This is a genomic window from Rhodococcus sp. 1R11, from assembly GCF_004563845.1.
In the GTDB taxonomy this organism is placed as follows: domain Bacteria; phylum Actinomycetota; class Actinomycetes; order Mycobacteriales; family Mycobacteriaceae; genus Rhodococcoides.
This window is the reverse complement of sequence record NZ_SPNG01000003.1, coordinates 23484-48223: the sequence shown is the minus strand read 5'-3', so window position 1 is coordinate 48223 and position 24740 is coordinate 23484. Positions and strand designations below refer to the sequence as shown.

The window sequence follows — 24740 nt, the reverse complement described above, 5'->3', positions numbered from 1 at the left end:
CTTGCTTGTGTGCGTCGGTTCCATTCTGTCGGTACTCACAGGTAAGTTCGGGTGATGACTGAAGTTCAGAACATCGGCATCAACACGCTGGGTGGTGCGCCCACCTCGCTCGACGAGTACGCCGGACGGGCCGTCCTCGTGGTCAATGTCGCGTCCAAGTGCGGACTGACTCCGCAGTACGAAAAGCTGGAGAAGCTCGCCAACGAGTACTCCGCCAGTGGCCTGTCGGTCGTCGGGGTGCCGTGTAACCAGTTCGGTGGCCAAGAGCCCGGCACCGCCGAAGAAATCGAAACTTTCTGCTCCACCACGTACGGCGTCACGTTCGCGATGACCGAGAAGGTCGACGTCAACGGTGACAACCGGCACCCGCTCTACGCCGAACTGACCAAGACCGAGGACGCCGACGGCACCGCCGGAGACGTTCAGTGGAACTTCGAGAAGTTCCTGATCTCCCCGGATGGCGTCGTCACCAACCGTTTCCGCCCGCGCACCGAGCCGGACGCACCCGAGGTGCTCGCCGCGATCGACAAGATCCTGCCGAAGGAAACGATCGCCGTTTAGCTTCTGTCTGCATCGACGTCGAGCCTCGTTCACGCTGGTGTGCGAGGCTCGAGTCATGTCTGGACGCCTGATCGTGTCGGTGAGCGGAATCAAGAACGACACCTACGAGCACGCCGCCGAATTCGCGCAGATCCTCGACGGACGTGGCGTCCCGCTCTCTCTCCTCGTCGCACCCCGGCTGAAAGACAAATACCGTCTCGCTGCGGACGTGCCCACCCAGGAATGGCTGCGGACGCGACGCGACGGCGGCGACGCCATCGTTCTGCACGGCTACGACCAGGCCGCAACGAAGCGTCGACGGTCCGAGTTCTCCGCACTGCCGCGTCACGAAGCCCGTCTGCGCCTGATGGCAGCCGACCGCGTGATGGAACAGACCGGCCTGCGTACCCGAGTGTTCGCCGCTCCGCGCTGGATCGCCTCACCCGGAGCCGTCGAGGCGCTCCCGGATGCAGGATTCCGAATGATTGCCTCGCTCAACGGTATTCACGACCTCGACCGCGACGGCACCATCCGCGCCCGGGTCTGGGGAATCGGCGAAGGCTTCAAAGCCGAACCCTGGTGGTTCAAAGCACTCGTGCTCGGGGCCGGCCGCACCGCCCGACGCGGGGGAGTGGTTCGCCTGGCCATCAGCGCCAAACAACTCGGACGCCCCGCGCCGCGACAGGCAATCCTCGATGCCATCGACCTCTCCCTGCACCACGATGCCGCAGCCGGAGTCTACGAATGGATCCCGCGCACCAAAGCCCGCGTGGCCTGACTCCTCGCTGCCTCACCCCCGCCCCGCCCCCGGCTTGCTCTGTACCTCCAATTGGGATCAATGTGGCTTTCAGTCACTCAGATTGCAAGAAAGGCGCATTGATCCGAAGGGGGTGGGGTGGTGCATTGACGCGAACGGGGTGGCAGCGGTCGTAGACTGGGTTGCGATGAATGCCTCGAGTGTGACCCTGGACGACATCGTTGCCGCGCGTCGACTGCTGCGTGATCGCAATCCGCTGGTGCAGTGTCTGACGAACACCGTTTCCGTGCAATTCGTCGCCAATGCCCTGCTCGCGGCAGGTGCGGCCCCAGCGATGGTCGACAATCCGGAGGAAGCGGCCGGCTTCGCCGAGATCGCCGACGCGGTGCTGGTCAATCTCGGAACTCCGACGGCCGCGCAGGTGGAAAGTTCTCGTTTGGCATCGGCTGCCGCGCGAGCCGCGGGGAAGCCGTGGGTACTCGATCCGGTGGGAGCGGGCGGGCTGCCGTGGCGAACCCAGGTCGCGGTGGAACTACTTGCCAACCGGCCCAGCGTGATTCGCGCAAATGCTTCCGAGGTGATGGGGCTCGCGGGTGCCGAGGGTGGATCGAGAGGCGTGGATTCGTCTGTGCACGTGGCAGATTCCGTTGACGCGGCTCGTTCTCTCCTCGACCGTGCCGAGGTCGTAGCGGCCTCGGGGGAGGTCGACCACATCTTCGCACAAGGATCGACGGTGAAGATCGGCGGTGGAAGCGCACTGCTGCAACGAGTTACGGCCACCGGATGCGCATTGGGTGCGCTGACGGCTGCGTACTGTTCCGTTTCTCCGTCTGCGTTGATCGGTGCCGCCGCCGCGCACGCGCACGTGGCGGTCGCGGCGGAGATTGCGGCTCGCTCGACGTCGCGTCCGGGTACCTTCGCTGCTGCATTCTTGGACGGACTCGACGCGGTGGACGAGTCGGCACTGCGGGAATTGGTTCGGCTCGACTGACGAGTGCAACTGGCGCTCCACTCTGTGACGGCTTCCGCTGAAATACTGCGGACCGGGCGGGCAGTGGAGCAAAAGTTGCCTGCGCCGGCAGGGTTCTGGGCCCCTTGATCGAAATGTGATGTAACGGAACGCGTTTGCGAGTGGACATACCTGGCGTCGGGCAAATCGAACCAGGTGGTCTTCATGAAACGACTTCTACTTCTCGTAGTCAGTGCAACAGCCCTTGTCGCCTGTGGCGGAACGGAGCAGGGAACGCCGTCGGCAGCACCGTCCTCGGCCGTTCCGCCAACCACCCAGGAAACCACCCAGGCAAGCTCGGTCCCGGTGACGCCCGACCCGGCCACCGTCACCGAGGGAGCGCAGCCGCAGCGAACGCCACCCGAGGAGGCCAGCGACCTGGTTCCCATGGGTCCGTCGGAAGCCGAGCCGCTGTGCCTGGATCTGACGCGGGGGCCGGTACCGCAGGCGGTGGACTCGCTGCCGCTCGTGTTCGCAGATTCACCGTGGGTCGCCACCGACATGGGCGATCCCTGTGCGTCGTTCACCTGGGTCGAAGCGCTCCCGTCCGGGGCAACGGTGAGCTCGCCGACACATCTGCTCTTCTTTCACGACGCCGAGTACCTCGGCACCGCGACGCTCGAGCCGTACGGGTTCACGTCGGTCGCGGCCCAGTCCGCCGACACGATCACAGTGAACTACCGCTGGCCACTCGCCGGTGACGCGAATGCGAACCCGACCGGCGGACCCGCCACGATCGACTACCAGTGGGACGGAACGCAAGTGACCATGATCGGCACCCTCCCGCCTGAGGTCACCGGCTAGATCGACACGGACGATTCCTCGGGAAGTTCGCGGATTTCGGAGTCGGACATGTCCTTGAAACGGCCGTAGTAGATGCCCCTCGCCTGTTCCGCTACGACGGCCTGGTGAATGGGGAACGCCATTCTCGGTGCCACCGCTCGCAGGAACTCGACCGTCTCGGACAGCTTCGACCACGGTGCTGCCGCGGGCAGTGCCAGTACCTCGACCTGTTGCTCGGGAACGAACAACGAGTCACCCGGATGGAACAGTTGCCCCGGGTTCTCGGGAGTGCCGAGAAGGTAACCGGTGTTGTCGATGTCCGGCAGTTCCGGATGGATGACGGCGTGCGTGCCGCCGACTCCGGTGACGGTGATGCCGCCCACGGAGAAGTCCTTACCAGCCGGAGCCGCGATCCATTTCCCTCCGAGCTGGCCTGCCGTCATGGGATCGGCATGCAGCTCGGCGCGGGGATTGGCGTCGAGAAGCGCGGGAAGGCGCTGCAGATCGACATGATCGGGGTGCTGGTGAGTGACCAGGATGGCGTCGAGCCCGGTGATTCCCTCGAATCCATGAGAGAACGTGCCGGGATCGAACAACACCGTGGTGCCGTTGAGTTCGACCAGAACGCAGGAATGTCCGAAGTGTGTCAGCTGCATGCACTCCACAGTAAGCGCGGTTTCGCTCCGCTGGCCAGGGCTGCGTAGACTCCCACCTGCCGGTAACTGTCTTGCTGTACGTATTTCAAGGAGCGCTTTCGTGGCCCGAGTCGTAGTCGATGTCATGCCCAAGGCCGAGATTCTCGATCCGCAGGGTCAGGCCATCGCAGGTGCGCTGGGCCGGCTGGGAATCTCCGGTGTGTCCGACGTTCGTCAGGGCAAGCGCTTCGAGCTGGAGATCGACGATTCCGTCGACGACGCAGAACTCGAGAAGATCGCCGAATCACTCCTCGCCAACACGGTGATCGAGGACTGGAAAGTGACCCGCATCTCATGAGCGCCCGCGTAGGAGTCATCACCTTCCCCGGAACTCTCGACGACGTCGACGCATCCCGCGCCGTGACTCTCGCCGGCGGCGAGGCCGTCAGCCTGTGGCATGCCGACGCCGATCTGAAGAACGTCGACGCCATCGTCGTCCCCGGCGGATTCTCGTACGGCGACTATCTGCGGGCCGGTGCGATTGCCCGCTTCGCTCCCGTGATGGAGTCCGTCGTCAAGGCGGCAGAGGGCGGGACGCCGATCCTGGGTATCTGCAACGGTTTTCAGGTGTTGTGCGAGGTCGGACTGCTTCCCGGTGCGTTGACGCGCAACGAGGGCCTGCATTTCGTGTGCCGCGACCAGTGGTTGAAGGTCGAGAATGCCGGCACGGCATGGTCGTCCCGATACGAGCAGGATGCCGAGATATTGATTCCGGTCAAGAACGCCGAGGGCCGATTCCAGGCATCGCAGAGCGTGCTCGACGAGCTCGAAGGTGAAGGCCGCGTCGTGTTCCGCTACAGCGGGAGCAACCCCAACGGGTCGCAGCGCGGTATTGCCGGAATCTCGTCGGCGAACGGTCGGATCGTCGGCCTGATGCCCCACCCCGAGCACGCCACCGAGCCGTTGACCGGTCCGAGCGACGACGGGCTCGGCATCTTCTACTCGGCATTGGACGCAATCGTCAACGCCTGATTTTCGTGTCGGTGGGTGGGTCTAATCTTCCGCCATGACGCTGACACTGGGCATGATCACGTTCGATTCCACGGACCCGGGCCCGCTCGCTCGCTGGTGGGCCTCGCAGGTCGACGGATCGATCGTCGAGGAGAACGACGGCTGGTTCTACGTCGTTGCACTTGCTTCGGCCCCGTATCGACTGGCCTTCCAGAAGGTCGGCGACCCGACGCCGGGTAAGAATCGCGTCCACCTCGACATGACGACCGAGAACCTCGACGACGAGGTCTCTCGGCTGATCGAGTCGGGTGCGACCGAGATCCAGCAGCACACCATGGGTGACTTTCGCTGGGTGACGCTGACCGATCCCGACGGCAACTCGTTCTGCGTGTCCGGGTCGCACTGAGCGTGGGATGCCTGCCCAAGCATGGGTGACCCTCGTCGTGGGAGTCCTCGCCGTCGTCGGAGTCGCTCTCACCATTCGTCAGCGCACCGTTGCCGACAAACGGGCCCAGGCCTGGCAGCGGATCGCCTGGTGCCTCGACCACACCGTCAGTGACAGTGATGACGAAGCGGAACTCGGCTGGGAAGTCTTTGCGACGGTCACCGACACCCCGCTCATCACCAGCACCGAACGCAAGGTGCCGCTGGCCGTTGCGGGCCGATCTGCACGTCGCGCACTGGCGCAACCGCGCGAAACCGAGGACACTCACGGCGAGAGCGAGCAGGAGGACCCGCGATGACCACCACCGACGAACGCAACATCAAAGCACCACGTCCAAAGGTCGCCGCTGCCGCTGCCCGCGCGTACATCACCATGGCCGAACGCGATCATCAACCCGTCCCCGACTGGATTCGCGACGCTGCAGCGGGACGACCGACCACCCCGCCGCCTGAATAGCGGGTCTGTCGGCACGTGATCTCGGTCAGGCCGCGCGTGCGCGTAGTTCGGTCAAAGCTGAGGTGAAACTACCCGTAGGCCCGTGCGTCACATCGCAGTACTCGCCGTCTCGCCAGAAGAACACCGAGCGCGACAGTGGGCTCGGTGTATCGCGAGAGAACACGTCGGCCAGCTCGGCGAGTGCGGTGGCTGCCGCGACTGCGTCGGCGGCGTCGCGGGGCCGGTGAAAGGCGAATTCGTACGCGTTGGGGACGGCGAAGAGTACGCCGTACAGGCATTCGCCCAGATGCGACGAAATCAACGTGGGCATATCGGCGATCTTCGACGCAAGATAGATCGAATCGCCGTCGAGCACCTCGATGCAGACCCCCTCGCGTTCGAGCAACTGTGCTCCCTCGAACTCGATCGCCGCAGTGTTCTTCCGACCCGCAGCCCACGCAGCGTCGAGGTCGCGACCCTCGAAGTGACTGTCGGACAACGTCAGAGCTCGATTCGGAGACGACAGATTCAACACCCGCCTCGGCGCATCGGGTGCCGCTAGAAGGGGAACCGAATAACTGTACGAACCCGCCGATTCCAACACGCACGGCGCGACGACGCGTTCACGCAGTTTCGAATGGAACTCGTCGTCGGACAGGCCTGCGATGAACGCCGGAGCGGACTCGCGCATCGCCTCGATCATGACCTGGACATGGCCGCCGATGATGCCGTCCCACACCGACCGGGGCGCACCCGAGCAGCGGGCGAACACGTTGTCGAGCGGGAAGCGTGCACCCGACTCCGCACCGAGCGTGGTCGCATCCTCACGGTGCACCACCACTCCGCGGGTACGAAATGCTTCGATCGTTTTCATTCGCACGATGGCGAGTGTGGTTGCGTGAGCGACGTGTTGGTTCGGCATCGGCTTGATCTTCATGTTTCTCCCCCGGTCGGTGTGTGCTCTCGGGGTGTTCGACGCGGCGGCTGACACAATGGTTCCCATGTCTGCCTCTGCTGCCGGTCTCTGCAACTTCGTCGACGTCTCACCGTCCCCGTTCCATGTGTGTCGGACGGTATCGGTGCAACTCGAGGACGCCGGGTTCGTGCGTCTGGACGAGACCGATGCTTGGCCGACGGAAGCGGGCCGCTACTACCTGATCCGCGGCGGCTCACTCGTTGCCTGGAGCACCGAGCACATCAAGTCGGGTCGTTCCGCAGGCTCCACTCCTGATGGTCCCTTCCGCATCGTCGGAGGACACACCGACAGCCCCAATCTCCGGGTGAAGCAGCATCCCGATCTGGAATCGGCGGGTTGGCAGATGGTCGGCCTGGAGCCGTACGGCGGTGCCTGGCTCAACTCCTGGCTCGATCGTGACCTGGGTATCTCCGGCCGGCTCAGCGTGCGTGACGGCAACACCGCCCGCGAGGTACTCGTGAAGGTGGACGAGCCGATCCTCCGCGTTCCGCAGCTCGCGATTCACCTGTCCGAGGACCGTAAAGGTGTCACGCTCGATCCGCAGCGACACGTCAATGCCATTTGGGGAGTGGGTAATTCGCCATGGTCCTTCGTCTCCTACGTCGCCGAGCGAGAAGGCGTCGATCCCGGTTCGGTGCTGGGCTGGGAACTGATGACACACGACCTTGCACCCAGCGCGGTGGTAGGCGTCGAATCCGAGTTGGTCAGTGCGCCGCGTCTGGACAATCAGGGCACCTGTTACGCCGGAACGCAGGCTTTGCTTGCGGCAGTGGAGAATCCGACCGACGTCACTCCCGTGTTGGCTTTGTTCGACCACGAGGAAGTCGGCAGCATGTCCGACCGCGGCGCGTTCTCGGACCTGCTCAACACAGTGCTCGAACGCATCGTGCTCGGGCGCGGCGGCGGCCGTGAGGAATTTTTGCGCACGATGGCCGGATCCATCTGCGCCTCAGGCGATATGGCGCACGCGACACACCCGAACTACCCGGATCGCCACGAGCCTGCACATCGCATCGAACTCGGCGGCGGACCGGTACTCAAGGTCAACCAAAACCTGCGCTACGCAACCGATTCCGCCGGTGCCGGTGCCTTCGCACTGGCCTGCGAGCAAGCCGACGTACCGTTGCAGCGTTACGTCCATCGCGCCGATCTACCGTGCGGATCGACCATCGGGCCGATCACCGCGTCGCGCACCGGCTTGTCGACGGTCGACGTCGGCGCAGCGCAACTCGCCATGCACTCGTCCCGAGAATTGATGGGGGCCGGCGACGTGAAGGCATACGCCGACGCGCTGGCAGCATTCCTGGCTCCGGTGCAGTAGCCGGTCGGCCATTGGCAAACGCGCGCGCATTTGCCAGGTGCGCGCGGATTCGTGCCCTATTCCGTGGCTATTTCGCTCGCGTTCGGCACACGCGCGCGCGTTTGCGAAATCCGGGGGGGTGAACCAGCGACCCCGACCAGCGACCCCGACCAGCGACCCGAGGACCTAGAGCGGATCGAGTTGCAGGCAGGCGTCGGCAGCGAGCCAGAACAATTGTTCGCGCACCGTCGTTGCCTTGGTCCAGCCGCGGTGATCCCAGTCGGCGGCCAGGGAGTCGCCCGCGTAGAGCAGTTGCGCGAATCGGACTCCACGGAATCGGGCGACGGCGCAGAAGGCCGACGCTTCCATGTCGACCGTTCGGCAGCCTTCCTCGACGCGGCGCGAGACTCGGCCGCGGGTCTCGCGGTAGAGTGCATCCGTCGTCCAGGAGCGGCCGGTGACGAAGTCGATTCCGGCATCGGTCAGCACCGACTGCAGTACGGCGACGCCTGCGGGATCGGCGTCGACCACCCGTCCGGGTGGCAGGTAGTGGAACGAGGTCCCCTCGTCGCGCATGGCGCTGTCGACCACCATGACGTGTCCCATGCCCAGGTCGTCGGACAGCGCCCCGGCACCGCCGACGGCGACGAACTGCGTGCAGCCCATGGCGATGGCCTCTTCGAGGAACAGTGCGGCCAGTGGTGCGCCGACGCCCGGATGGAAGACGGCGAGCTTCTGTCCGCCTCGTTCGATCTCGTAGACGGGGTGTTCGCCGTGCTCGGAGCGCATGACCGACACCACTCGGGCGTCGCCTTTCGCGCAGATGCTCTCGATCACTTCGGCGAAGAAACACACGACGGCTTTGGGCGGTACGTCGACTCCCTTGGCCACCATCGACGGGTCGATGACGCCCGTTTCGTCCAGATCGTCCTCGGTCAGCGCAATGTCCATCAGGTGATGTTCGCACGAGGCCGATACGTCCGATGCCGTAGATGTCGGCGGCACCTTATAGACTCTCCCTGGCATTTCGCTCCATCGAAGGGACCTATTCCTCGTGTCCGCTAGCTCTGTACCCACAGACACTGTCTCGAACGCCGTCGCCACCCCCGACGTTGCGCAGCCGTACAAGGAACTCGGACTCAAGGACGACGAATACGTCCGCATCAAGGAAATCCTCGGCCGCCGGCCCACGGATGCCGAACTGGCGATGTACTCCGTCATGTGGAGCGAGCACTGCTCGTACAAGTCTTCCAAGGTGCATCTGAAGTACTTCGGCGAGACCACCACCGACGAGATGCGCAAGCCGATGCTCGCCGGTATCGGTGAGAACGCGGGCGTCGTCGACGTCGGCGACGGCTGGGCCGTCACGTTCAAGGTCGAGAGCCACAATCACCCGTCGTACGTCGAGCCCTACCAGGGTGCGGCGACGGGCGTGGGCGGCATCGTCCGCGACATCATGGCCATGGGTGCCCGCCCGATCGCCGTCATGGACCAGCTGCGTTTCGGTGCTGCCGATGCACCCGACACGCGCCGTGTCCTGAGCGGCATCGTCGCAGGCGTCGGTGGGTACGGAAACTCCCTCGGCCTGCCCAACATCGGCGGCGAAACGGTGTTCGACGCCTCCTACGCCGGTAACCCTCTGCTCAACGCCCTGTGTGCCGGCGTCATGCGGGTCGAGGACATGCACCTGGCGTTCGCGTCGGGCCTGGGTAACAAGATCATTCTGTTCGGTGCCCGAACGGGTCTCGACGGCATCGGCGGTGTGTCCGTGCTCGCGTCGGAGACCTTCGACGGGGACGAGACCGGTGGGGGCCGCAAGAAGCTCCCCGCGGTGCAGGTGGGCGATCCGTTCACCGAGAAGGTGCTCATCGAAGCCTGCCTCGAGCTGTACTCCAACAAGCTCGTCGTCGGTATCCAGGATCTCGGTGGTGCCGGGTTGTCCTGCGCCACATCGGAACTCGCGTCCGCCGGCAGTGGTGGCATGCACATCGAGCTCGACAAGGTGCCGATGCGCGCCACCGGCATGACTCCGGCCGAGGTGCTCTCGAGCGAATCCCAGGAGCGCATGTGCGCCGTGGTGACCCCCGAGAACGTCGACGCATTCATGGCCGTCTGCAAGAAGTGGGACGTCCTGGCCACGGTCATCGGTGAGGTCACCGACGGCGAGCATCTCCAGATCACCTGGCACGGCGATACCGTCGTCGATGTGCCGCCGAAAACCGTTGCGCACGAAGGCCCGGTCTACAACCGTCCGGTGCAGCGTCCCGACACTCAGGATGCGTTGATCGCCAACAGCACGGCGTCGCTGAAGCGTCCGGAAACCGCGGACGAGCTGAAGGCCACTCTGCTGAAGATGATCGGCTCGCCGCAGCTGTGCAGTCGCCGATTCATCACCGAGCAGTACGACCGCTACGTCCGCGGCAACACCGTGCTGGCCGAGAACGCCGATGCAGGCGTCATCCGCATCGACGAGAAGACCGGTCGCGGAATCGCTTTGGCCACCGACGCGTCGGGCCGCTACACCGCACTCGACCCGTACCAGGGCGCGCAGCTGGCTCTGGCCGAGGCGTTCCGCAACGTCGCGGTGACCGGTGCGACCCCCAAGGCCGTCACCAACTGCCTGAACTTCGGTTCGCCGGAGGACCCGGGTGTCATGTGGCAGTTCCAGCAGGCCGTGCGCGGTTTGGCGGACGGGTGTGTCACGCTCGGCATCCCGGTCACCGGCGGAAACGTCAGCTTCTACAACCAGACCGGTGCCGAGCCGATCCTGCCGACCCCCGTGGTCGGAGTACTGGGCGTCATCGACGACGTCCATCGCCGCATCCCGACGGGGCTCGGCCTCGAGCCCGGCGAGACGCTCATCCTGCTGGGGGAGACCCACGACGAGTTCGACGGGTCCATCTGGGCGCAGGTCGAGCACGATCACCTCGGCGGCGTTCCGCCGAAGGTCGATCTCGCTCGGGAGCAGTTGTTGGCAGACATCCTGCTCGCATCCTCCCGCGACGGCCTGGTCTCGGCGGCACACGACCTGTCCGAGGGTGGTCTCGCGCAGGCCGTCGTCGAGGCAGCCTTGGCCGGCGAAACCGGTTGCCGCATCATCGTTCCCGAGGGCGCAGATCCGTTCGTGACCTTGTTCTCCGAATCCTCCGGCCGAGTACTGGTCGCTGTGCCGCGCACCGAGGAGACCCGGTTCACCGGCATGTGCACCGCACGCGGACTTCCGTGGGCGCGCGTCGGCGTCGTCGACGAGGGCTCGGATTCGATCGAGGTCCAGGGACAGTTCTCCGTGCCGATGACGGAACTGCGGGAGACTTTCGAGAGCACTCTTCCCAGACTCTTCGGCTGACCGAGGTGGGGGGACAGGTATCGGAGCGTCGGAGGGGGACCGAGCCCACACTCGAGCAGGACCAGCATCATCGGTATCACTTTCCGACGGTGGAGTTCTCGGCTCCGACGCCGGAAAAGCATCCGTTCGTCATGTGGTCGTGTGGCCTGCTGCGTCTGGACTTCACCGGAATCGCGTTCAGCGCGTTGTTCTTCTGCTGGTCGCTGACGCCGTCGCTGCTCCCTCGCGGTTGGCTGTTCCAAGGCATCATCGGCGGCATCAACTCGGCTATCGGGTACGCCTTCGGGGTGGCCGTGGGATGGGCGGTGACGCGATGGTGGCTGTCGTCGCGCTCGTGGTGGCCATTGCCGCGCAAGGTCGAACTTGCAGTCAAGGCGGTCGTACTCGTCGTCGCCGTCGCTGCGTCGTTGATCATGCTGGCGGTCTCGGCGCAGTGGCAGCGTGAACTCGCCGCGCTCATGGACGCGGAGGGCACCACCACGACGGGGTACTTCCGCACCGGGGCGTTGAGCATTGCCATTGCCGCACTGCTCATCTCGATCTCGCGGGTGCTACGCGACGTCGTCCGATTGCTCGCCCGTCAGATCAATCGCATCGTCAAGATGCCACGCGAAGTGGCCAACGCGCTCGGCGTGATCGTCCTCGTGGTTCTGGTCGTCGCCCTGGTTCAGGGTGTGCTGCTGCGTGCGGTCTCCGAGGTGACCAACTCGGTGTTCAGTCTGCAGAACAACGAAACGCGAGAGGGCACAGAACAACCCGTCGTCGACGAGAGGTCGGGTAGCCCGAATTCGTTGGCTCCGTGGGACACACTCGGATTCGAGGGTCGCAACTTCGTCGCCAGCGGCCTGCGAGCCGACGAGATGGAACGGGCCACCGGACGTCCGAGCCTCGAACCGATCCGGGCCTACGCCGGGCTGGAAACCGCTGAGACTCAGGACGAACGACTCGATATCGTCGTCGCCGAACTCGAACGCACCGGCGCGTTCCAGCGCAAAGCGCTCATCGTCGTGCCGACCACCGGCACCGGCTGGGTCAACCCCACCGCCGTCGAAGCCGAGGAGCTGATGTTCGACGGCGATGTCGCCACCGTCGCCTCCCAGTACTCGTATCTGCCGAGTTGGATCTCGTTCATCGCCGAGGGCGACAAGGCCGCTCAGGCAGGCAAGGCGCTGATCGACAAGGTGCACGACCGGTGGCTGCAGGAGCCGGAGGCCACCCGTCCCAAGTTCTACGTCTACGGCGAAAGTCTGGGGACGAAGTCCGGTGAAGGCGCGTTCGACGGTTTGGCGGACATCCGCGCCACCACCGACGGCGTCCTGTGGGTGGGCCCGCCGAACGACAACCGCATCTGGAGTCAGTTCGTCAGCAGGCGTGATCCGGGTAGCCCCGAGGTTCGGCCGGTGTACTCCGAGGGCCTGACGGTTCGCTTCGCCGACAATTCCTCGGGTATTCCACCGGAAGATCAGCCCTGGTACAACCCTCGCATCCTGTACGTCCAGCATGCGTCGGATCCGGTGGTCTGGTGGTCACCCGACCTGCTGTTCGAGCGTCCGGACTGGCTGTCCGAGCCGCCGGGGCCGGACCGATTGCCGAGCATGCGCTGGTTCCCGGTGGTGACGTTCTGGCAGGTGGCAGCCGACCTCACCAACGCAGCAGGCGTCCCCGACGGCCACGGGCACAACTACGGAACCCTCGTGCTCGACGGCTGGGTGGCCGTCGCCGCCCCCGAAGGCTGGACCGATCGCGACACCGAACGAGTGCGCGGCGTCATGGAGCAATTCGCCGGACGTGACGGTCCCGAGAAGTGAGAACCGCTCTGGCAACCGGAGTGGAGCCTGCGGAACGACCCATTCTGACCGGACTCGTGACAACGGCGTGGAGCACGTACGTGCTGCCTGCGGCCGGGCTCGGAGCCCGTGGGCGGGCAGTAGCCAACGCGTCGTTCGCAGTCGCAGTGGCTGCGGTGTGGGGATCGAATGCCGAACGGCTGGGCCTGCGTAACGCCGCATCCGGACTGAAATGGGGCGCTGCGGCGGCAGCGATACCCGTTCTCGGGTCTGCGGTGGTGGCCGCCGTACCCGCACTGCGTCGACGCGTCCGACCGTCCGAGGACGATCTCGTCGAATGGGTGCTGTTCCGAATTCCGGTGGGGACGGTGCTGACCGAGGAGTTGCTCTTCCGCGGTGTGCTCGATGCCGCATCGCCTGCCCTGTCGCCGATCTTCTTCGGACTGTGGCACATTCGTCCCGCCCGCGCCGCCGGTGATTCCGTGGTCGGGACCGTCGCCACGACGACCGTCGCCGGTGTGGTGTTCTCGTGGCTGCGGGCACACAGCGGCAGTGTGCTCGCTCCGGCTGCGCTGCACTACGCACTCAATGCGAGCGGTGCCGTGTTGGCGCATCTCGCGGCTACCGAACTCGAAAGGAGCTGACCGGAGATGCCACCGCACAAGGAGGTCGGTCCCGCCGAGGTTCGCGAGGCGGTCCTGGCCGTCGCGGACTGGATCCGAGGCGAGGCCGAGAAGCCGTCGCGCGCGCAGATCGCCGCCGCCGTCCGCACCACGGCCAGGACTCTCGGTCAGAACGCACCGGGGTCGTCGGTGGAGGTGCGGGTGCCGCCGTTCGTCGCGGTGCAGTGCATCGTCGGGCCCAGGCACACCAGAGGAACCCCGCCGAACGTCGTGGAAACCGATGCGCTGACCTGGCTTCAGGTGGCCACCGGGACCCGAGATTTCGCCGAGGCGCTCGGCGACGGCTCGATCGACGCGTCCGGCAGCCGGGCCGCCGAAGTGGGTCGGTGGTTGCCGTTGCTGACCATCGCGTGACCGTCGGAATTCAGCGGCCGTTGGGCCGTCGGGAATCTCCTGGACACACGATGCGTTGTGTCAGCCCGTGTGCCCGTAGACTGGGCACGGCCCCCCGCCCCGGACCCCCTAGGGAGCAATGCCTGTGACCAACGCCGATTTGTCGGTCGACAGTCCGAATCTTCTGGTAGGCAAACCCATCGACGAGCCGGAGAACGAGCCGCGCGAAGAGTGTGGAGTGTTCGGTGTGTGGGCACCGGGCGAGGACGTGGCCAAGCTCTCGTACTACGGCCTCTACGCACTGCAGCACCGTGGGCAGGAAGCCGCAGGCATCGCGGTGTCCGACGGCTCCCAGGTACTCGTGTTCAAGGATCTCGGCCTGGTCAGTCAGGTGTTCGACGAGCAGACGCTCGGCGCGATGCCCGGGCATGTGGCCATCGGTCACTGCCGCTACTCCACCAGCGGTTCGGTGACGTGGGAGAACGCGCAGCCGATCTTCCGTACCACCACTGCCGGTACCGGTATCGCACTCGGGCACAACGGCAATCTGGTGAACTTCGCCGAACTCGCCACCAAGGCTCGCGATGAGGGCCTGATCAGCGATCGGTTGCAGGGCAACGGCACGTCGGATTCCGATGTCGTGACGGCACTCCTGGCGCACAAGGCCGCCGACTGCACCATCGAGCAGGCGGCCATGGAATTGCTGCCGCTGCTCAAAGGCGCGTTCTGCCTGACGTTCATGGACGAGCACACCCTCTACGCCGCGCGTGATCCGCACGGCGTTCGGCCGCTGTGCCTCGGTCGCCTCGATCGCGGTTGGGTCGTCGCCAGCGAGACCGCAGCACTCGACATCGTCGGTGCGGCCTTCGTCCGCGACATCGAGCCCGGCGAACTGTTGGCGATCGACGCCGACGGCGTTCGGTCCTCGCGTTTCGCTGCACCCGAGCCCAAGGGCTGCGTGTTCGAGTACGTGTATCTCGCACGGCCCGACAGCGTCATCGGCGGGCGCTCGGTGCACTCGACGCGGGTGGAAATCGGACGTCGCCTCGCGAAAGAGCATCCGGCCGAGGGTGATCTGGTCATTCCGGTGCCCGAGAGCGGAACTCCGGCAGCGGTGGGCTTCGCTCAGGGCTCGGGAATCCCGTACGGCCAGGGGCTCATGAAGAACGCATACGTGGGTCGCACGTTCATTCAACCGTCGCAGACCATTCGGCAGCTCGGTATCCGGCTCAAGCTGAACCCTCTCAAAGAGGTCATTCGCGGCAAAAGGCTCGTGGTGGTGGATGATTCGATCGTTCGAGGCAACACGCAGCGGGCATTGATCAGAATGCTGCGCGAGGCCGGTGCCCTCGAGATCCACGTACGTATCGCGTCCCCGCCGGTGCGGTGGCCCTGCTTCTACGGCATCGACTTCGCTTCTCCCGCAGAGCTGATCGCCAACGGCGTCGATTCCGAGGACGGCATCCTCGAGGGCGTCCGGCAGGCCATCGGTGCCGACTCGCTCGGGTACATCTCCATCGACGGCATGATCGCGGCGTCGGAGCAGCCCGAATCGCGCTTGTGTGCAGCATGTTTCACCGGGAAGTACCCCATCGATCTGCCTGCGGACAATGCACTCGGCAAGCACGTGCTCGAGGGTCTGTTGGCGTCGGCTGCTGGGCAACCGGTGGACAACGACGCGAATGTGAGCGCTCTCAGTCGCCCTTGACCTGGGGTTTCCCGATAGGGAACAGCAGGGTTTTCTCAATGCCACATATTGGAAACAGTCCATCGGTACTGTCCCGAGTTACATAGGACACACCGATTGGATAGAGGCTCAGATGACCCTGTCGCCCGACGACGGACGCATGCAGCGCTACAGCGCCGCATCACGAACGGCTGTGCGTAAGCACGGCAAGAAGACCGCCGCAGTGGCCGCACTGTCGGTACTCGCACTGACCGCCGCAGCGTGCGGCTCGGGACGCACCGACGCCGGAGGATCCGGCGACGGCGGCGGCGGTGAGACCATCACGGTCGGCACCACGGATCAGGTCACCTCGCTCGACCCGGCCGGCTCGTACGACAACGGATCGTTCATGGTGATGAACCAGACGTATCCCTTCCTGATGAACTTCGCTCCCGGTAGCTCCGAGCTCGAGCCCGATGCGGCCGAGAGCTGCGATTTCGCGGAGCCGACCGTCTACAAGTGCACGCTGAAGGACGACCTGAAGTTCGCCAACGGCAATCCGTTGACGAGCGAGAGCGTCAAGTTCTCGTTCGACCGCATCGTCGCGATCAACGATCCGAACGGGCCCGCCTCGCTGCTGACCAATCTCGACAGCATCGCGACCCCGGACGAGAAGACGGTCGAATTCACTCTCAAAGCGGCCAACGACCAGACGTTCCCGCAGATCCTCGCGACACCAGCGGGCCCGATCGTCGACCAGACGGTGTTCCCGGCCGACAAGGTGCTCGACGACGACGCAGTGGTTGCCGGCAAGCCGTTCGCCGGCCCCTACTCCATCTCGAGCTACGGCAAGAACTCGCTCGTCAGCTTCGTGGCCAACGGTGACTACAACGGCATTCTCGGAACTCCGAAGACGTCGTCGGTCAACGTGAAGTACTACACCAGCTCGGACAACCTCAAGCTCGATGTGCAGAACAAGGCCATCGACGTCGCGTGGCGCTCTCTGACCCCGACCGACGTCGAATCGCTGGGAGCCGTCGACGGCCTGACGGTGCACGAAGGGCCCGGCGGCGAGTCCCGCTACATGGTCTTCAACATGAACACGATGCCCGGCAACACTCCCGAGCAGAAGTTGGCCGTGCGCAAGGCAATTGCGGCCTCGGTCGATCGCCAGGCGCTCTCCGACGGTGTCTACAAGGGCACGTACACCCCGCTGTACTCCGTGGTGCCGACCGGTCTGGAAGGTTCCAACAAGGCCTTCTCCGACGTCTACGGTGAGACCCCCAACAAAGACGAGGCTGCCGGCTTCCTCTCCGCTGCAGGCGTCGTCACCCCGATCCAACTCAACCTGCAGTACAACCCGGATCACTACGGCTCGAGTTCGAGCGAGGAGTACGCCGCGATCAAGAGCCAGCTCGACGCGACGGGCTTGTTCAACGTCAATCTGCAGTCCACCGAGTGGAGCACGTACACCAAGGAACGTGTCGCCGACGCGTACCCGGTCTACCAGCTGGGTTGGTTCCCCGACTACCCCGATGCGGACAATTACCTGACGCCGTTCTTCGGACCGGACAACTTCCTCCAGTCGCATTTCGAGAACCCGGAGATCACGTCACTGCTCGACCTCGAGCGCACGACGGCCGACGAGAACGCACGGATGCAGATCATCGGACAGATTCAGACCGAGCTCGCGACCAACTACCTGCCCACCCTTCCGCTGTTGGAGGGCAAGCAGATCGCCGTCGCCACCGATGAGATCAGCGGTGTGGACGAGACCCTCGACGCCTCGTTCAAGTTCCGCTTCGTCACTCTCGCCAAGAGCTGACCGGTGCCCGCTACCGCACAGACGCCGGTAGGGGAGAAGAAAGCGCAGCAGGCGAGCGCGCCGTCACGATACGGCGCGCTCGCCCGCTATCTCGGGATCAGGTTTCTGCTGATCATCCCGACTGCCTGGATTCTCGTCACCGTCGTCTTCTTTCTCATGCGCGTGATCGGTGACCCGATCACCGCCGCCCTCGGTGGTCGACTGCCCGCCGAACAGATCGCCCAGCGCAAGGCCGAGGCCGGATACGACCGGCCGATCCTGACGCAGTACTGGGAGTACCTGACCGGATTGTTGCGCGGCGACTTCGGCCGCTCCGCCACCGACAATCGCGCGATCAGTGACGTCCTGCTCGTCAACGGTGCTGCCACACTGGAATTGGCGTTCTGGGCGCTGCTCGTCGCGTTCGCGGTCGGCATCCCGCTCGGGTTCTACGCTGCCACCCATCGCGACCGGTTCGGTGACGCGTCGCTGCGAATCTTCGCGATCCTGGCGTACGCGGCCCCGGTGTTCTTCGTCGGCATGCTGCTCAAGCTGCTGTTCGCCGTCAAGCTCGGCTGGCTGCCGGTCGCCGGGCGGGCCAGTACCAATGTGGAACTGGCACTGCAGAACGTCTCCCCGAAGACGAACATTCTGATCATCGACTCGTTCCTGTACGGCGACACGGGCTACACCGTCGACGTGCTCGAACACGCAGTTCTGCCCGCTCTTGCGCTCGGCCTGCTGACGGCAGGTGTGTTCCTGCGATTGGTGCGGGTCAACCTGATTCAGACGTTGCAGTCGCCGTTCGTCGATGCCGCCCGCGCGCGCGGGTTGAGTGAGGGCACGGTGACGAGGCGACATGCGTTCCGCAACGCCATGATTCCCATCGTCACCGTCATCGGACTGCAGATCGCCGTCCTCCTCGGCGGTGCCGTACTCACCGAGACGACCTTCGAGTGGCAAGGACTGGGCTACGAACTCGCCCGCTATCTGCAGGCCCGCGATTTCGTTGCCGTGCAAGGCATCGTGACGTTCCTGGCCGTGGTGGTCGCTGTCGTCAGCTTCGTCACCGACGCGATCGTCGCCCTCATCGACCCGAGAGTGAGGTTCTGATGAGCACCGAAGTCGTGCTGTCCGACGTCCCTCCCACCCGTCCGCACCGCAGAGGGTTTCCCGGCGTCGCGTTCGTGAAGTCCACCTCGGGATTGCAGCGGGTCACGCTCGTCGTCGGGTTGGCGCTGATGGTGGGGTTCGTGATCGCGGCGTTGTTCGCGCCGATTCTCGCGCCGTACGGTTTCTCGCAGACCAGCGACGCCGGAGCGGATTTCGCCCGCCAGGCCGCGCCGTCCGCGGACCATTGGTTCGGTACCTCGGTTCGCGGCGAGGACGTGTTCTCGCGGGTGATCTACGGTGCCAGAACCGCATTGATGGTCATCGCCTCGTCGTTGGTGCTGTCCCTGATCATCGGCGTTCCCCTCGGTCTGGCCTCGGGCTACATCGGCCGCTGGTTCGACCGGGTGCTCGTATTGTTCATGGACGCGATGTACGCATTCCCGTCTCTGCTTCTCGCGGTGGTCATCTCGATCGTCGTGGCGGGTGGACAGTCGTCGAGCTTCGGTGGCATCGCGTCCGCAGCAATCGCCATCACGGCCATCTTCGTTCCGCAGTATTTCCGTGTGGTCCGCAACGCCACGGTGGCCGTCAAGACCGAACCGTACGTCGATGCCGCTCGGGTCACCGGTGCCGGGACACCGCGAATTCTGTTCCGGCACATCCTCGCCAACGTGGTGCAGACACTGCCGGTCATCATCACCCTCAACGGGGCCGAGGCCATCCTGACCCTGGCCGGACTCGGGTTCCTCGGGTTCGGCATCGAACCCACCTCCGCGTCGGAATGGGGCTACGACATCAACAAGGCCCTACCGGACATCTCCAACGGCATCTGGTGGACGTCGGTGTTCCCGGGCCTCGGCATTGTGCTGGTCGTACTCGGTTTGACCATGGTGGGTGAAAGTGCAAGCGAGACACTCAATCCGCTGCTGCGCACCCGCAAGAAGTTCAAGAAGGCGGTGAAGGTATGACATCGAGCGTTGTGACTCCACGCGAGTCCGCACTGTCGGTGAAGTCGTTGTCCGTCACGTTTGCGACCGATGCCGGCGAAGTCGACGCCGTCACCGAGGTGTCGTTCGAGGTGTATCCCGGCGAGGTACTGGCCGTGGTGGGGGAGTCCGGCTCGGGCAAATCCGTCAGCGTCCGATCCGCCATCGGGCTGCTGCCCGACACCGCACGCGTCGAAGGGCACGTGGTGCTCGGCGGCCAGGACGTGACGACGCTCAGCAACAAGGCGTGGGCGCAGTTGCGCGGCAACAAGATCTCGATGGTGTTCCAGGAACCGGGTAGTGCTCTCGATCCGCTGTTCACCATCGGATACCAGATCGTCGAGGCGCTGCGCGCGCACACCCGCGCCAGGAGTGGAGCCGGCGGAACGACCCGAAGTGCGGACGGTAAACGGATGGATAGCAAAGATGCCAAGGCGCGGGCCATCGAGCTGTTGACGATGGTGGGGTTGCCCAACCCCGAGCAGCGCTTCTCGTACTACCCACACGAGCTCTCCGGTGGCCAGAAGCAACGCGTCATGATCGCGATCGCCATCTCGTGCGAGGCGAAAGTCATCATCGCCGACGAGCCGACCACCGCCCTCGACGTCACGGTGCAGGCCGAGATCCTCGAGCTGCTCCGCGATCTGAAAGACCGGCTCGGGTGCGCCATCGTGCTGATCACTCACAGCATGGGCGTCGTGTCCGATCTGGCGGACCGCGTCGTCGTCATGCAGAACGGCCGCGTCGTCGAGGAAGCGCCGGTGGCACAGCTGTTCGACGCCCCCGAAGACGAGTACACCAAAAAGCTGCTGGCAGCCGTGCCGACCCTTGCTGCAGTGGAGTCGGACAAGACCGTCGACACGTCGGGCGAGCCGGTACTCGACGTCTCGCAGCTGGTGGTGCAGTTCTCCGGTGGGGTCGGCTCCTCGGCATTCCGAGCGGTCGACGACGTCTCGCTGACCATCCACCGCGGCGAAACCCTCGGTCTGGTGGGCGAATCCGGCTCCGGTAAGTCGACGATCGGCAGGTGCGTTGCAGCGCTCCAGAAGCCGACCAGCGGCAGCGTGACGGTGATGGGGCAGAACATCGCCGGAGTGAGCGAGCGCAAGCTCAAGCCCTTGCGCAAGCGATTCGGTTTCGTCTTCCAGGACCCGTCGGCGTCGCTGAATCCGCGGTTGACCGTCGGGCAATGTATCGCCGAGCCCATGATCGTGCACAAGTACGGCTCCAAGGACGCGATCGCGTCCAGGACCACCGAGCTGCTCGATGCCGTGCAGCTACCGTCCGGCACCGACAAGCGGTACCCGCACGAGCTGTCCGGCGGGCAACGGCAACGCGTCAGCCTGGCGCGGGCACTGGTGCTGGGACCGGATCTGGTGGTCGCGGACGAGCCGACCAGTGCACTCGACGTCTCGGTCCAGGCGGCCGTGCTCGACCTGTTCGAGGCGCTGCAGCAGGAGTTCGGTTTCGCCTGCCTGTTCATCAGCCACGATCTGGCGGTGGTCGATCGCGTCGCACATCGGGTGGTGGTGCTGCGGGGCGGCCGTGTCGTGGAGCAGGGCACGCCGTGGAAGATTCTGCGCTCGCCGGAGGAGGAGTACACGAAGAAGCTGTTGGCCGCCATCCCGGGCAAGCGGCTGCACACGTGAATTCTTCCCGCCAGCGGGCACTCCGGTACCGTTAGGGCGCTATCTGCGCCGCTACGAGCGCTGACATGAACGAGTACACAGGCTGGAGCCGAATGACCGAGGAATCCCAACCCACGAGCGCAACTCACTCGGGCGGTGCCTCCTACGCGGCGGCCGGGGTCGATATCGCCGCAGGAGACCGAGCAGTTCAACTGTTCGCGCCACTCGCCAAGAAGGCCAGCAGGCCCGAGGTCATGGGCGGTCTCGGTGGTTTCGCCGGTCTGTTCGCGCTCAAGGGCGACTACCGCGAGCCGGTCCTGGCTGCCTCGACCGACGGAGTCGGCACCAAGGTCGCCGTCGCCCAGGCCCTCGGCAAGCACGACACCCTGGGCCTCGACCTCGTGGCCATGGTCGTCGACGATCTGGTCGTGTGCGGAGCCGAGCCACTGTTCCTGCAGGACTACATCGCCGTCGGCCGTGTCGTTCCCGAGCAGGTCGCGGAACTGGTCAAGGGCATCGCCGAAGGCTGCATCATCGCCGGTTGTGCGTTGCTCGGCGGCGAGACGGCCGAACACCCGGGGCTGATGGCCGACGGTGACTACGACCTGTCCGCCACCGGCATCGGCGTCGTGGAGGCGGACTCGATCCTCGGACCCGAGCGCGTGCGTCCCGGCGACGTCGTCATCGGCATGGGATCGTCCGGTCTGCATTCCAACGGCTACTCGCTCGCTCGCAAGGTGCTGCTCGAGATCAACCACATGGATCTCGGCGGACACGTCGAGGAGTTCGGCCGAACACTCGGCGAGGAACTGCTCGAGCCGACGAAGATCTACGCCAAGGACTGCCTCGCACTCGCGGCCGAGACCGACGTGCGCACGTTCTGCCACGTGACGGGCGGCGGACTCGCCAACAATCTCTCGCGCGTCATGCCCGAGGGCCTCGTGGCCGAACTCGATCGGACCACGTGGAGCCCGGCCCCGATCTTCTCCCTCATCGCGCAGCGCGGACGCGTCGAGCGGGCCGAGATGGAGCAGACGTTCAACATGGGTGTCGGCATGGTCGCGATCGTCGCCCCCGAGGACGTCGATCGTGCTCTGGCGGTACTGACTGCACGCCACATCGACTGCTGGACTCTCGGCACGGTCAAGAAGGCTGCGGGCAAGGATGTCGCCGACGAGCGCGCGCTGCTGCTGGGTAACCACCCGAGGTTCTGACCGGCTGGTCACACGACGAACAAGTGAGGGGGAGCCGCGGTGCGGCTCCCCCTCAGTCGTTCAATGCACAGTTTCTAGCGTCGCCAGTCCTCGTACTCGTCTTCCTCGACTCGGGAATGCACATCCGAGTCAGAGTGGATGCCGCCACGATGGGAGTTGGACGAACCACCGGAGAGCTCTCTTTGCAGACTCTCCAAGTCCGTTGTCGGCGAGCTGTACTTGAGCTCACGAGCGACCTTTGTCTGCTTTGCCTTAGCCCTGCCTCGGCCCATGGCGGTGCCCCCTCGCGGACTTGCGGGGCGGCCTGGGGAAATTTGGCGGCCCCGTTAGAGTTGGTATTTCTTCCTGGCACACACTCTAGCGCGCGAATCGCCGCGATGCGCATACGGCACCACGTGTCGACGCCGGGCCCGGCGGCGCGACACGCCCGGGGCAGGGGCCCGCGCTGCCTGTACCTGCGCATATCCGTGCTCAGGCGAACTATCCTCGCGTTACGACACGAAAACAGTAGTGCTGCGCGTCATGACCTCCGAGACGATTTGAGCGCCGCCGCCGCGTCGCGGTACACCTTCGGTGCCAATCCGGGCTCGTCCAGAAGAGTCTGCATCGCCGCGGCGTCCCGCCCCTCGAAGAGCATCCGCACCGTCACCGCGTGCCGTGGAACCGATTCGACCGTCACCGAATCACCGGCGGCGAAGACCCCGGGCTCGAGCACTCGGAAGTAAGCACCCACATCTCCCTGGGCCGTGAATCGGCGAACCCACCCCGGCTCGCCCATCCACCGCGCGAACGTGCCGCAGGGCTTTCGGGCAATGGTTGCCTCCAGCATCACCGTGCCGATGCGCCACCGCGTCCCGATCACCGCGTCGGTCACCGGGACGCCGCTGGTCCGCAGATTCTCGCCGAACCGTCCTGGCTCGACGGGCATGCCCAGCTGATCGGCCCAGTACCGGGCTTCTGCCTCGTCGTAGGCGTACACGGCCTGATCGAGACCACCGTGGAACTTTGTGTCGCGACAGTGGTCACCGCCGATGCCGAGCTCGTGCACATCCACCGGGCCGTGCACGGGGCGCTTGTCGATGCCGCTGTCGACGACGCCGCGCCGACCGAACGGGACGTCGGCATGCACCACGCAGACCGCCGAGACGGTCCCGGTCACCGGCCGCGTAGGCGATCGACGGCCGCGCGGCCGGCCTGCACGTCGTCGTACGAGGGGATGGAATCCGGGTCGATCGACGCTGCACACGGACCCACCTCCAGGGCGGTGTCCACCGGAATCGTTCTCTTGACCAGCGCGAGGGCAACGGGCCCGAGCTCGAAGTGGTCGACAACGGTCCCCAGACGCCCCACCGCGCGGCCACCGGCGGTGACAGGGTCGCCGGTCTCGGGCCGTCCGTCGGCGGAACCGTCGAGATGCAGGAGTACCAGGTGACGCGGCGGTCGACCGAGGTTGTGCACCCGCGAGACGGTCTCCTGCCCGCGATAGCAGCCCTTCTCCAGATGAACCGCCCCGAACTCGGCTGCACTGCCGATCCATCGGACCTCGTGCGGAATGGTCTTCTCGTCGGTGTCCACGCCCACCCGCGGTCGCACCGATTCGACCCGCAACGCCTCGTACGCCCAGGTTCCGGCCGGGGCGGCACCGGCGTCGCGGAGGCGAAGGAACCAGTTGCTCAGACCTGCTCGGGGGACGACGACGTCGTACGAATTCGGATCCGGCCAGGGCATCCGCCGGACGAAGCCGCCGCCGTCCACTGCCGACGCGCCGTAGATCTCGCTCGGAACCGGGAGTCCCGCCTTGTCCAGAATCGACGCCGCGTCGGATCCGAGGACGGAGAGAACGGCGAGTTCGTCGGCCTCGCGGGGTTCGGCCTTGGCCCAGAAGACCATCTTCTTCAGGAACGACAGCAGATCCGGTCCCTGTGCATGTTCGGTATCGATGTAGGTGATCCCGCCCAGATCGGTCTGTACGAAGTGATGCTCGATCCGGCCGTTGACGTCCAGGCTCAGGTTTTCGGCCGAGCTGCCGTCGGGCAGATCCGAGACGAGCTGGCTCGAGATCGTGTTCAGCCAGCTCGAGCGCTCGTCGCCGCTGATGGCGAGCACGAATCGGTGGGATCGATCGATGACGGCGGCGGCGCTGACGGCACTGCGTTGTTCGCCGAACGGATTGCCGTAATGCCAGGCGACGCCGGCATCGACGCTGTCGTCGGGAGAGGGCACTGCGCCGGGGAGAGTGAGAAGAGGACTCGGGGTGATCGTCACAGGATCGGACACCACTCCATAGTA

General features: G+C 65.3%; 26 protein-coding genes. 20 read left to right on the top strand and 6 right to left on the bottom strand.

The features are described from left to right. Positions 1-54: 54 nt before the first annotated feature. The 4 genes from E4P29_RS06175 (at position 55) to E4P29_RS06160 (ending at position 3110) form a co-directional block, all read left to right on the top strand. Positions 55-561 carry a glutathione peroxidase gene (locus tag E4P29_RS06175; protein WP_032367552.1) on the top strand — a complete coding sequence of 169 codons (507 nt, stop codon included), beginning with the start codon at positions 55-57 and terminating at the stop codon, positions 559-561. A 55-nt stretch (positions 562-616) separates the two neighbouring features. Then, positions 617-1318, top strand: a complete 702-nt coding sequence (locus E4P29_RS06170; RefSeq protein WP_135042851.1) for a DUF2334 domain-containing protein — start codon at positions 617-619, stop codon at positions 1316-1318. 166 nt (positions 1319-1484) lie between these two features. Continuing rightward, positions 1485-2288, top strand: a complete 804-nt coding sequence (gene thiM, locus E4P29_RS06165; protein ID WP_135042849.1) for a hydroxyethylthiazole kinase — start codon at positions 1485-1487, stop codon at positions 2286-2288. Between the two features lie 183 nt (positions 2289-2471). Continuing rightward, complete coding sequence (locus tag E4P29_RS06160; RefSeq protein WP_135042847.1) at positions 2472-3110, top strand: LppP/LprE family lipoprotein; 639 nt, start codon at positions 2472-2474, stop codon at positions 3108-3110. Here E4P29_RS06160 and E4P29_RS06155 read toward each other — a convergent pair. Further along, positions 3107-3745, bottom strand: coding sequence for an MBL fold metallo-hydrolase (locus E4P29_RS06155; RefSeq protein ID WP_135042845.1), 639 nt, complete (start codon positions 3743-3745; stop codon positions 3107-3109). The genes E4P29_RS06160 and E4P29_RS06155 overlap by 4 nt on opposite strands. Before the next feature lie 100 nt (positions 3746-3845). On the opposite strand from E4P29_RS06155, the gene purS reads away from it, so the two are divergent. Genes purS through E4P29_RS25880 form a run of 5 tightly spaced genes read left to right on the top strand, consistent with a single transcriptional unit; the run spans position 3846 to position 5636 of the window. Next, entirely contained in the window at positions 3846-4082 is a 237-nt protein-coding gene (gene purS, locus E4P29_RS06150; protein WP_032371340.1) for a phosphoribosylformylglycinamidine synthase subunit PurS, read from the top strand. Continuing rightward, a complete protein-coding gene (gene purQ, locus E4P29_RS06145) occupies positions 4079-4756 on the top strand; it encodes a phosphoribosylformylglycinamidine synthase subunit PurQ (RefSeq protein WP_135042843.1) in 678 nt (225 codons plus the stop codon). The genes purS and purQ overlap by 4 nt, the downstream gene beginning before the upstream one ends. 34 nt (positions 4757-4790) lie before the next feature. Then, positions 4791-5141, top strand: coding sequence for a VOC family protein (locus E4P29_RS06140; protein WP_135042841.1), 351 nt, complete (start codon positions 4791-4793; stop codon positions 5139-5141). 7 nt (positions 5142-5148) lie between these two features. Next, positions 5149-5478, top strand: a complete 330-nt coding sequence (locus E4P29_RS06135; RefSeq protein WP_135042839.1) for a hypothetical protein — start codon at positions 5149-5151, stop codon at positions 5476-5478. Beyond that, on the top strand, positions 5475-5636 hold the full coding sequence (locus tag E4P29_RS25880; protein ID WP_167735396.1) for a hypothetical protein: 162 nt from the start codon (positions 5475-5477) through the stop codon (positions 5634-5636). The genes E4P29_RS06135 and E4P29_RS25880 overlap by 4 nt, the downstream gene beginning before the upstream one ends. A 25-nt stretch (positions 5637-5661) precedes the next feature. Here E4P29_RS25880 and E4P29_RS06130 read toward each other — a convergent pair whose 3' ends face one another. Next, complete coding sequence (locus E4P29_RS06130; RefSeq protein WP_209205319.1) at positions 5662-6552, bottom strand: hypothetical protein; 891 nt, start codon at positions 6550-6552, stop codon at positions 5662-5664. A gap of 55 nt (positions 6553-6607) precedes the next feature. Between E4P29_RS06130 and E4P29_RS06125 the strand changes: the two genes are divergently transcribed. Beyond that, complete coding sequence (locus E4P29_RS06125) at positions 6608-7912, top strand: M18 family aminopeptidase (RefSeq protein ID WP_135042837.1); 1305 nt, start codon at positions 6608-6610, stop codon at positions 7910-7912. A gap of 165 nt (positions 7913-8077) precedes the next feature. Here the strand turns inward: E4P29_RS06125 and E4P29_RS06120 are convergent, their stop codons facing one another. Beyond that, positions 8078-8896 carry a nucleoside phosphorylase gene (locus tag E4P29_RS06120; RefSeq protein WP_245154185.1) on the bottom strand — a complete coding sequence of 273 codons (819 nt, stop codon included), beginning with the start codon at positions 8894-8896 and terminating at the stop codon, positions 8078-8080. Positions 8897-8945: 49 nt separating this feature from the next. Between E4P29_RS06120 and purL the strand changes: the two genes are divergently transcribed. From purL to purM, 10 genes are all read left to right on the top strand, one after another. Continuing rightward, entirely contained in the window at positions 8946-11237 is a 2292-nt protein-coding gene (gene purL, locus E4P29_RS06115) for a phosphoribosylformylglycinamidine synthase subunit PurL (RefSeq protein WP_032367486.1), read from the top strand. A 131-nt stretch (positions 11238-11368) separates the two neighbouring features. Further along, positions 11369-13045: an alpha/beta hydrolase gene (locus tag E4P29_RS06110; protein WP_245154210.1), complete on the top strand. Its 1677-nt coding sequence runs from the start codon at positions 11369-11371 to the stop codon at positions 13043-13045. Continuing rightward, positions 13042-13668: a CPBP family intramembrane glutamic endopeptidase gene (locus E4P29_RS06105; RefSeq protein ID WP_245154184.1), complete on the top strand. Its 627-nt coding sequence runs from the start codon at positions 13042-13044 to the stop codon at positions 13666-13668. Before E4P29_RS06110 ends, E4P29_RS06105 begins: the two co-directional genes overlap by 4 nt. A gap of 6 nt (positions 13669-13674) precedes the next feature. Then, positions 13675-14061: a sterol carrier family protein gene (locus E4P29_RS06100; protein ID WP_135042833.1), complete on the top strand. Its 387-nt coding sequence runs from the start codon at positions 13675-13677 to the stop codon at positions 14059-14061. A 124-nt stretch (positions 14062-14185) separates the two neighbouring features. After that, a complete protein-coding gene (gene purF, locus E4P29_RS06095) occupies positions 14186-15748 on the top strand; it encodes an amidophosphoribosyltransferase (RefSeq protein ID WP_135042831.1) in 1563 nt (520 codons plus the stop codon). Positions 15749-15887: 139 nt separating this feature from the next. Continuing rightward, entirely contained in the window at positions 15888-17531 is a 1644-nt protein-coding gene (locus tag E4P29_RS06090) for an ABC transporter substrate-binding protein (RefSeq protein ID WP_167735419.1), read from the top strand. 96 nt (positions 17532-17627) lie between these two features. After that, positions 17628-18623, top strand: a complete 996-nt coding sequence (locus tag E4P29_RS06085) for an ABC transporter permease (protein ID WP_167735418.1) — start codon at positions 17628-17630, stop codon at positions 18621-18623. Continuing rightward, positions 18623-19591 carry an ABC transporter permease gene (locus tag E4P29_RS06080; RefSeq protein ID WP_135042825.1) on the top strand — a complete coding sequence of 323 codons (969 nt, stop codon included), beginning with the start codon at positions 18623-18625 and terminating at the stop codon, positions 19589-19591. The genes E4P29_RS06085 and E4P29_RS06080 overlap by 1 nt, the downstream gene beginning before the upstream one ends. Then, positions 19588-21258, top strand: a complete 1671-nt coding sequence (locus tag E4P29_RS06075; protein WP_135042823.1) for an ABC transporter ATP-binding protein — start codon at positions 19588-19590, stop codon at positions 21256-21258. Before E4P29_RS06080 ends, E4P29_RS06075 begins: the two co-directional genes overlap by 4 nt. A gap of 92 nt (positions 21259-21350) precedes the next feature. Further along, on the top strand, positions 21351-22451 hold the full coding sequence (gene purM, locus E4P29_RS06070; protein WP_027495851.1) for a phosphoribosylformylglycinamidine cyclo-ligase: 1101 nt from the start codon (positions 21351-21353) through the stop codon (positions 22449-22451). Positions 22452-22525: 74 nt separating this feature from the next. On the opposite strand, the gene E4P29_RS06065 is transcribed toward purM, so the two are convergent. The 3 genes from E4P29_RS06065 to E4P29_RS06055 all read right to left on the bottom strand — a co-directional run bounded on the left by E4P29_RS06065 (position 22526) and on the right by E4P29_RS06055 (position 24728). Next, positions 22526-22723 carry a DUF3073 domain-containing protein gene (locus E4P29_RS06065; RefSeq protein ID WP_072692062.1) on the bottom strand — a complete coding sequence of 66 codons (198 nt, stop codon included), beginning with the start codon at positions 22721-22723 and terminating at the stop codon, positions 22526-22528. A gap of 248 nt (positions 22724-22971) precedes the next feature. Beyond that, positions 22972-23610: an MOSC domain-containing protein gene (locus tag E4P29_RS06060; RefSeq protein ID WP_135042821.1), complete on the bottom strand. Its 639-nt coding sequence runs from the start codon at positions 23608-23610 to the stop codon at positions 22972-22974. Then, positions 23607-24728, bottom strand: coding sequence for a folate-binding protein YgfZ (locus E4P29_RS06055; RefSeq protein ID WP_135042819.1), 1122 nt, complete (start codon positions 24726-24728; stop codon positions 23607-23609). The genes E4P29_RS06060 and E4P29_RS06055 overlap by 4 nt, the downstream gene beginning before the upstream one ends. Positions 24729-24740: the final 12 nt, after the last annotated feature.

Excerpts from the sequence above, each read along its gene's own strand:
- E4P29_RS06110 (WP_245154210.1), top strand. The coding sequence starts at position 11,369 with ATGTGGTCGTGTGGCCTGCTGCGTCTGGACTTCACCGGAATCGCGTTC.
- E4P29_RS06090 (WP_167735419.1), top strand. The coding sequence starts at position 15,888 with ATGCAGCGCTACAGCGCCGCATCACGAACGGCTGTGCGTAAGCACGGC.
- E4P29_RS06155 (WP_135042845.1), bottom strand. The coding sequence starts at position 3,745 with ATGCAGCTGACACACTTCGGACATTCCTGCGTTCTGGTCGAACTCAAC.
- thiM (WP_135042849.1), top strand. The coding sequence starts at position 1,485 with ATGAATGCCTCGAGTGTGACCCTGGACGACATCGTTGCCGCGCGTCGA.
- purQ (WP_135042843.1), top strand. The coding sequence starts at position 4,079 with ATGAGCGCCCGCGTAGGAGTCATCACCTTCCCCGGAACTCTCGACGAC.
- purM (WP_027495851.1), top strand. The coding sequence starts at position 21,351 with ATGACCGAGGAATCCCAACCCACGAGCGCAACTCACTCGGGCGGTGCC.
- E4P29_RS25880 (WP_167735396.1), top strand. The coding sequence starts at position 5,475 with ATGACCACCACCGACGAACGCAACATCAAAGCACCACGTCCAAAGGTC.
- E4P29_RS06080 (WP_135042825.1), top strand. The coding sequence starts at position 18,623 with ATGAGCACCGAAGTCGTGCTGTCCGACGTCCCTCCCACCCGTCCGCAC.
- E4P29_RS06175 (WP_032367552.1), top strand. The coding sequence starts at position 55 with ATGACTGAAGTTCAGAACATCGGCATCAACACGCTGGGTGGTGCGCCC.
- E4P29_RS06170 (WP_135042851.1), top strand. The coding sequence starts at position 617 with ATGTCTGGACGCCTGATCGTGTCGGTGAGCGGAATCAAGAACGACACC.
- E4P29_RS06100 (WP_135042833.1), top strand. The coding sequence starts at position 13,675 with ATGCCACCGCACAAGGAGGTCGGTCCCGCCGAGGTTCGCGAGGCGGTC.
- E4P29_RS06140 (WP_135042841.1), top strand. The coding sequence starts at position 4,791 with ATGACGCTGACACTGGGCATGATCACGTTCGATTCCACGGACCCGGGC.
- E4P29_RS06130 (WP_209205319.1), bottom strand. The coding sequence starts at position 6,552 with ATGAAGATCAAGCCGATGCCGAACCAACACGTCGCTCACGCAACCACA.
- E4P29_RS06125 (WP_135042837.1), top strand. The coding sequence starts at position 6,608 with ATGGTTCCCATGTCTGCCTCTGCTGCCGGTCTCTGCAACTTCGTCGAC.
- E4P29_RS06075 (WP_135042823.1), top strand. The coding sequence starts at position 19,588 with ATGACATCGAGCGTTGTGACTCCACGCGAGTCCGCACTGTCGGTGAAG.
- E4P29_RS06065 (WP_072692062.1), bottom strand. The coding sequence starts at position 22,723 with ATGGGCCGAGGCAGGGCTAAGGCAAAGCAGACAAAGGTCGCTCGTGAG.
- E4P29_RS06160 (WP_135042847.1), top strand. The coding sequence starts at position 2,472 with ATGAAACGACTTCTACTTCTCGTAGTCAGTGCAACAGCCCTTGTCGCC.
- E4P29_RS06135 (WP_135042839.1), top strand. The coding sequence starts at position 5,149 with ATGCCTGCCCAAGCATGGGTGACCCTCGTCGTGGGAGTCCTCGCCGTC.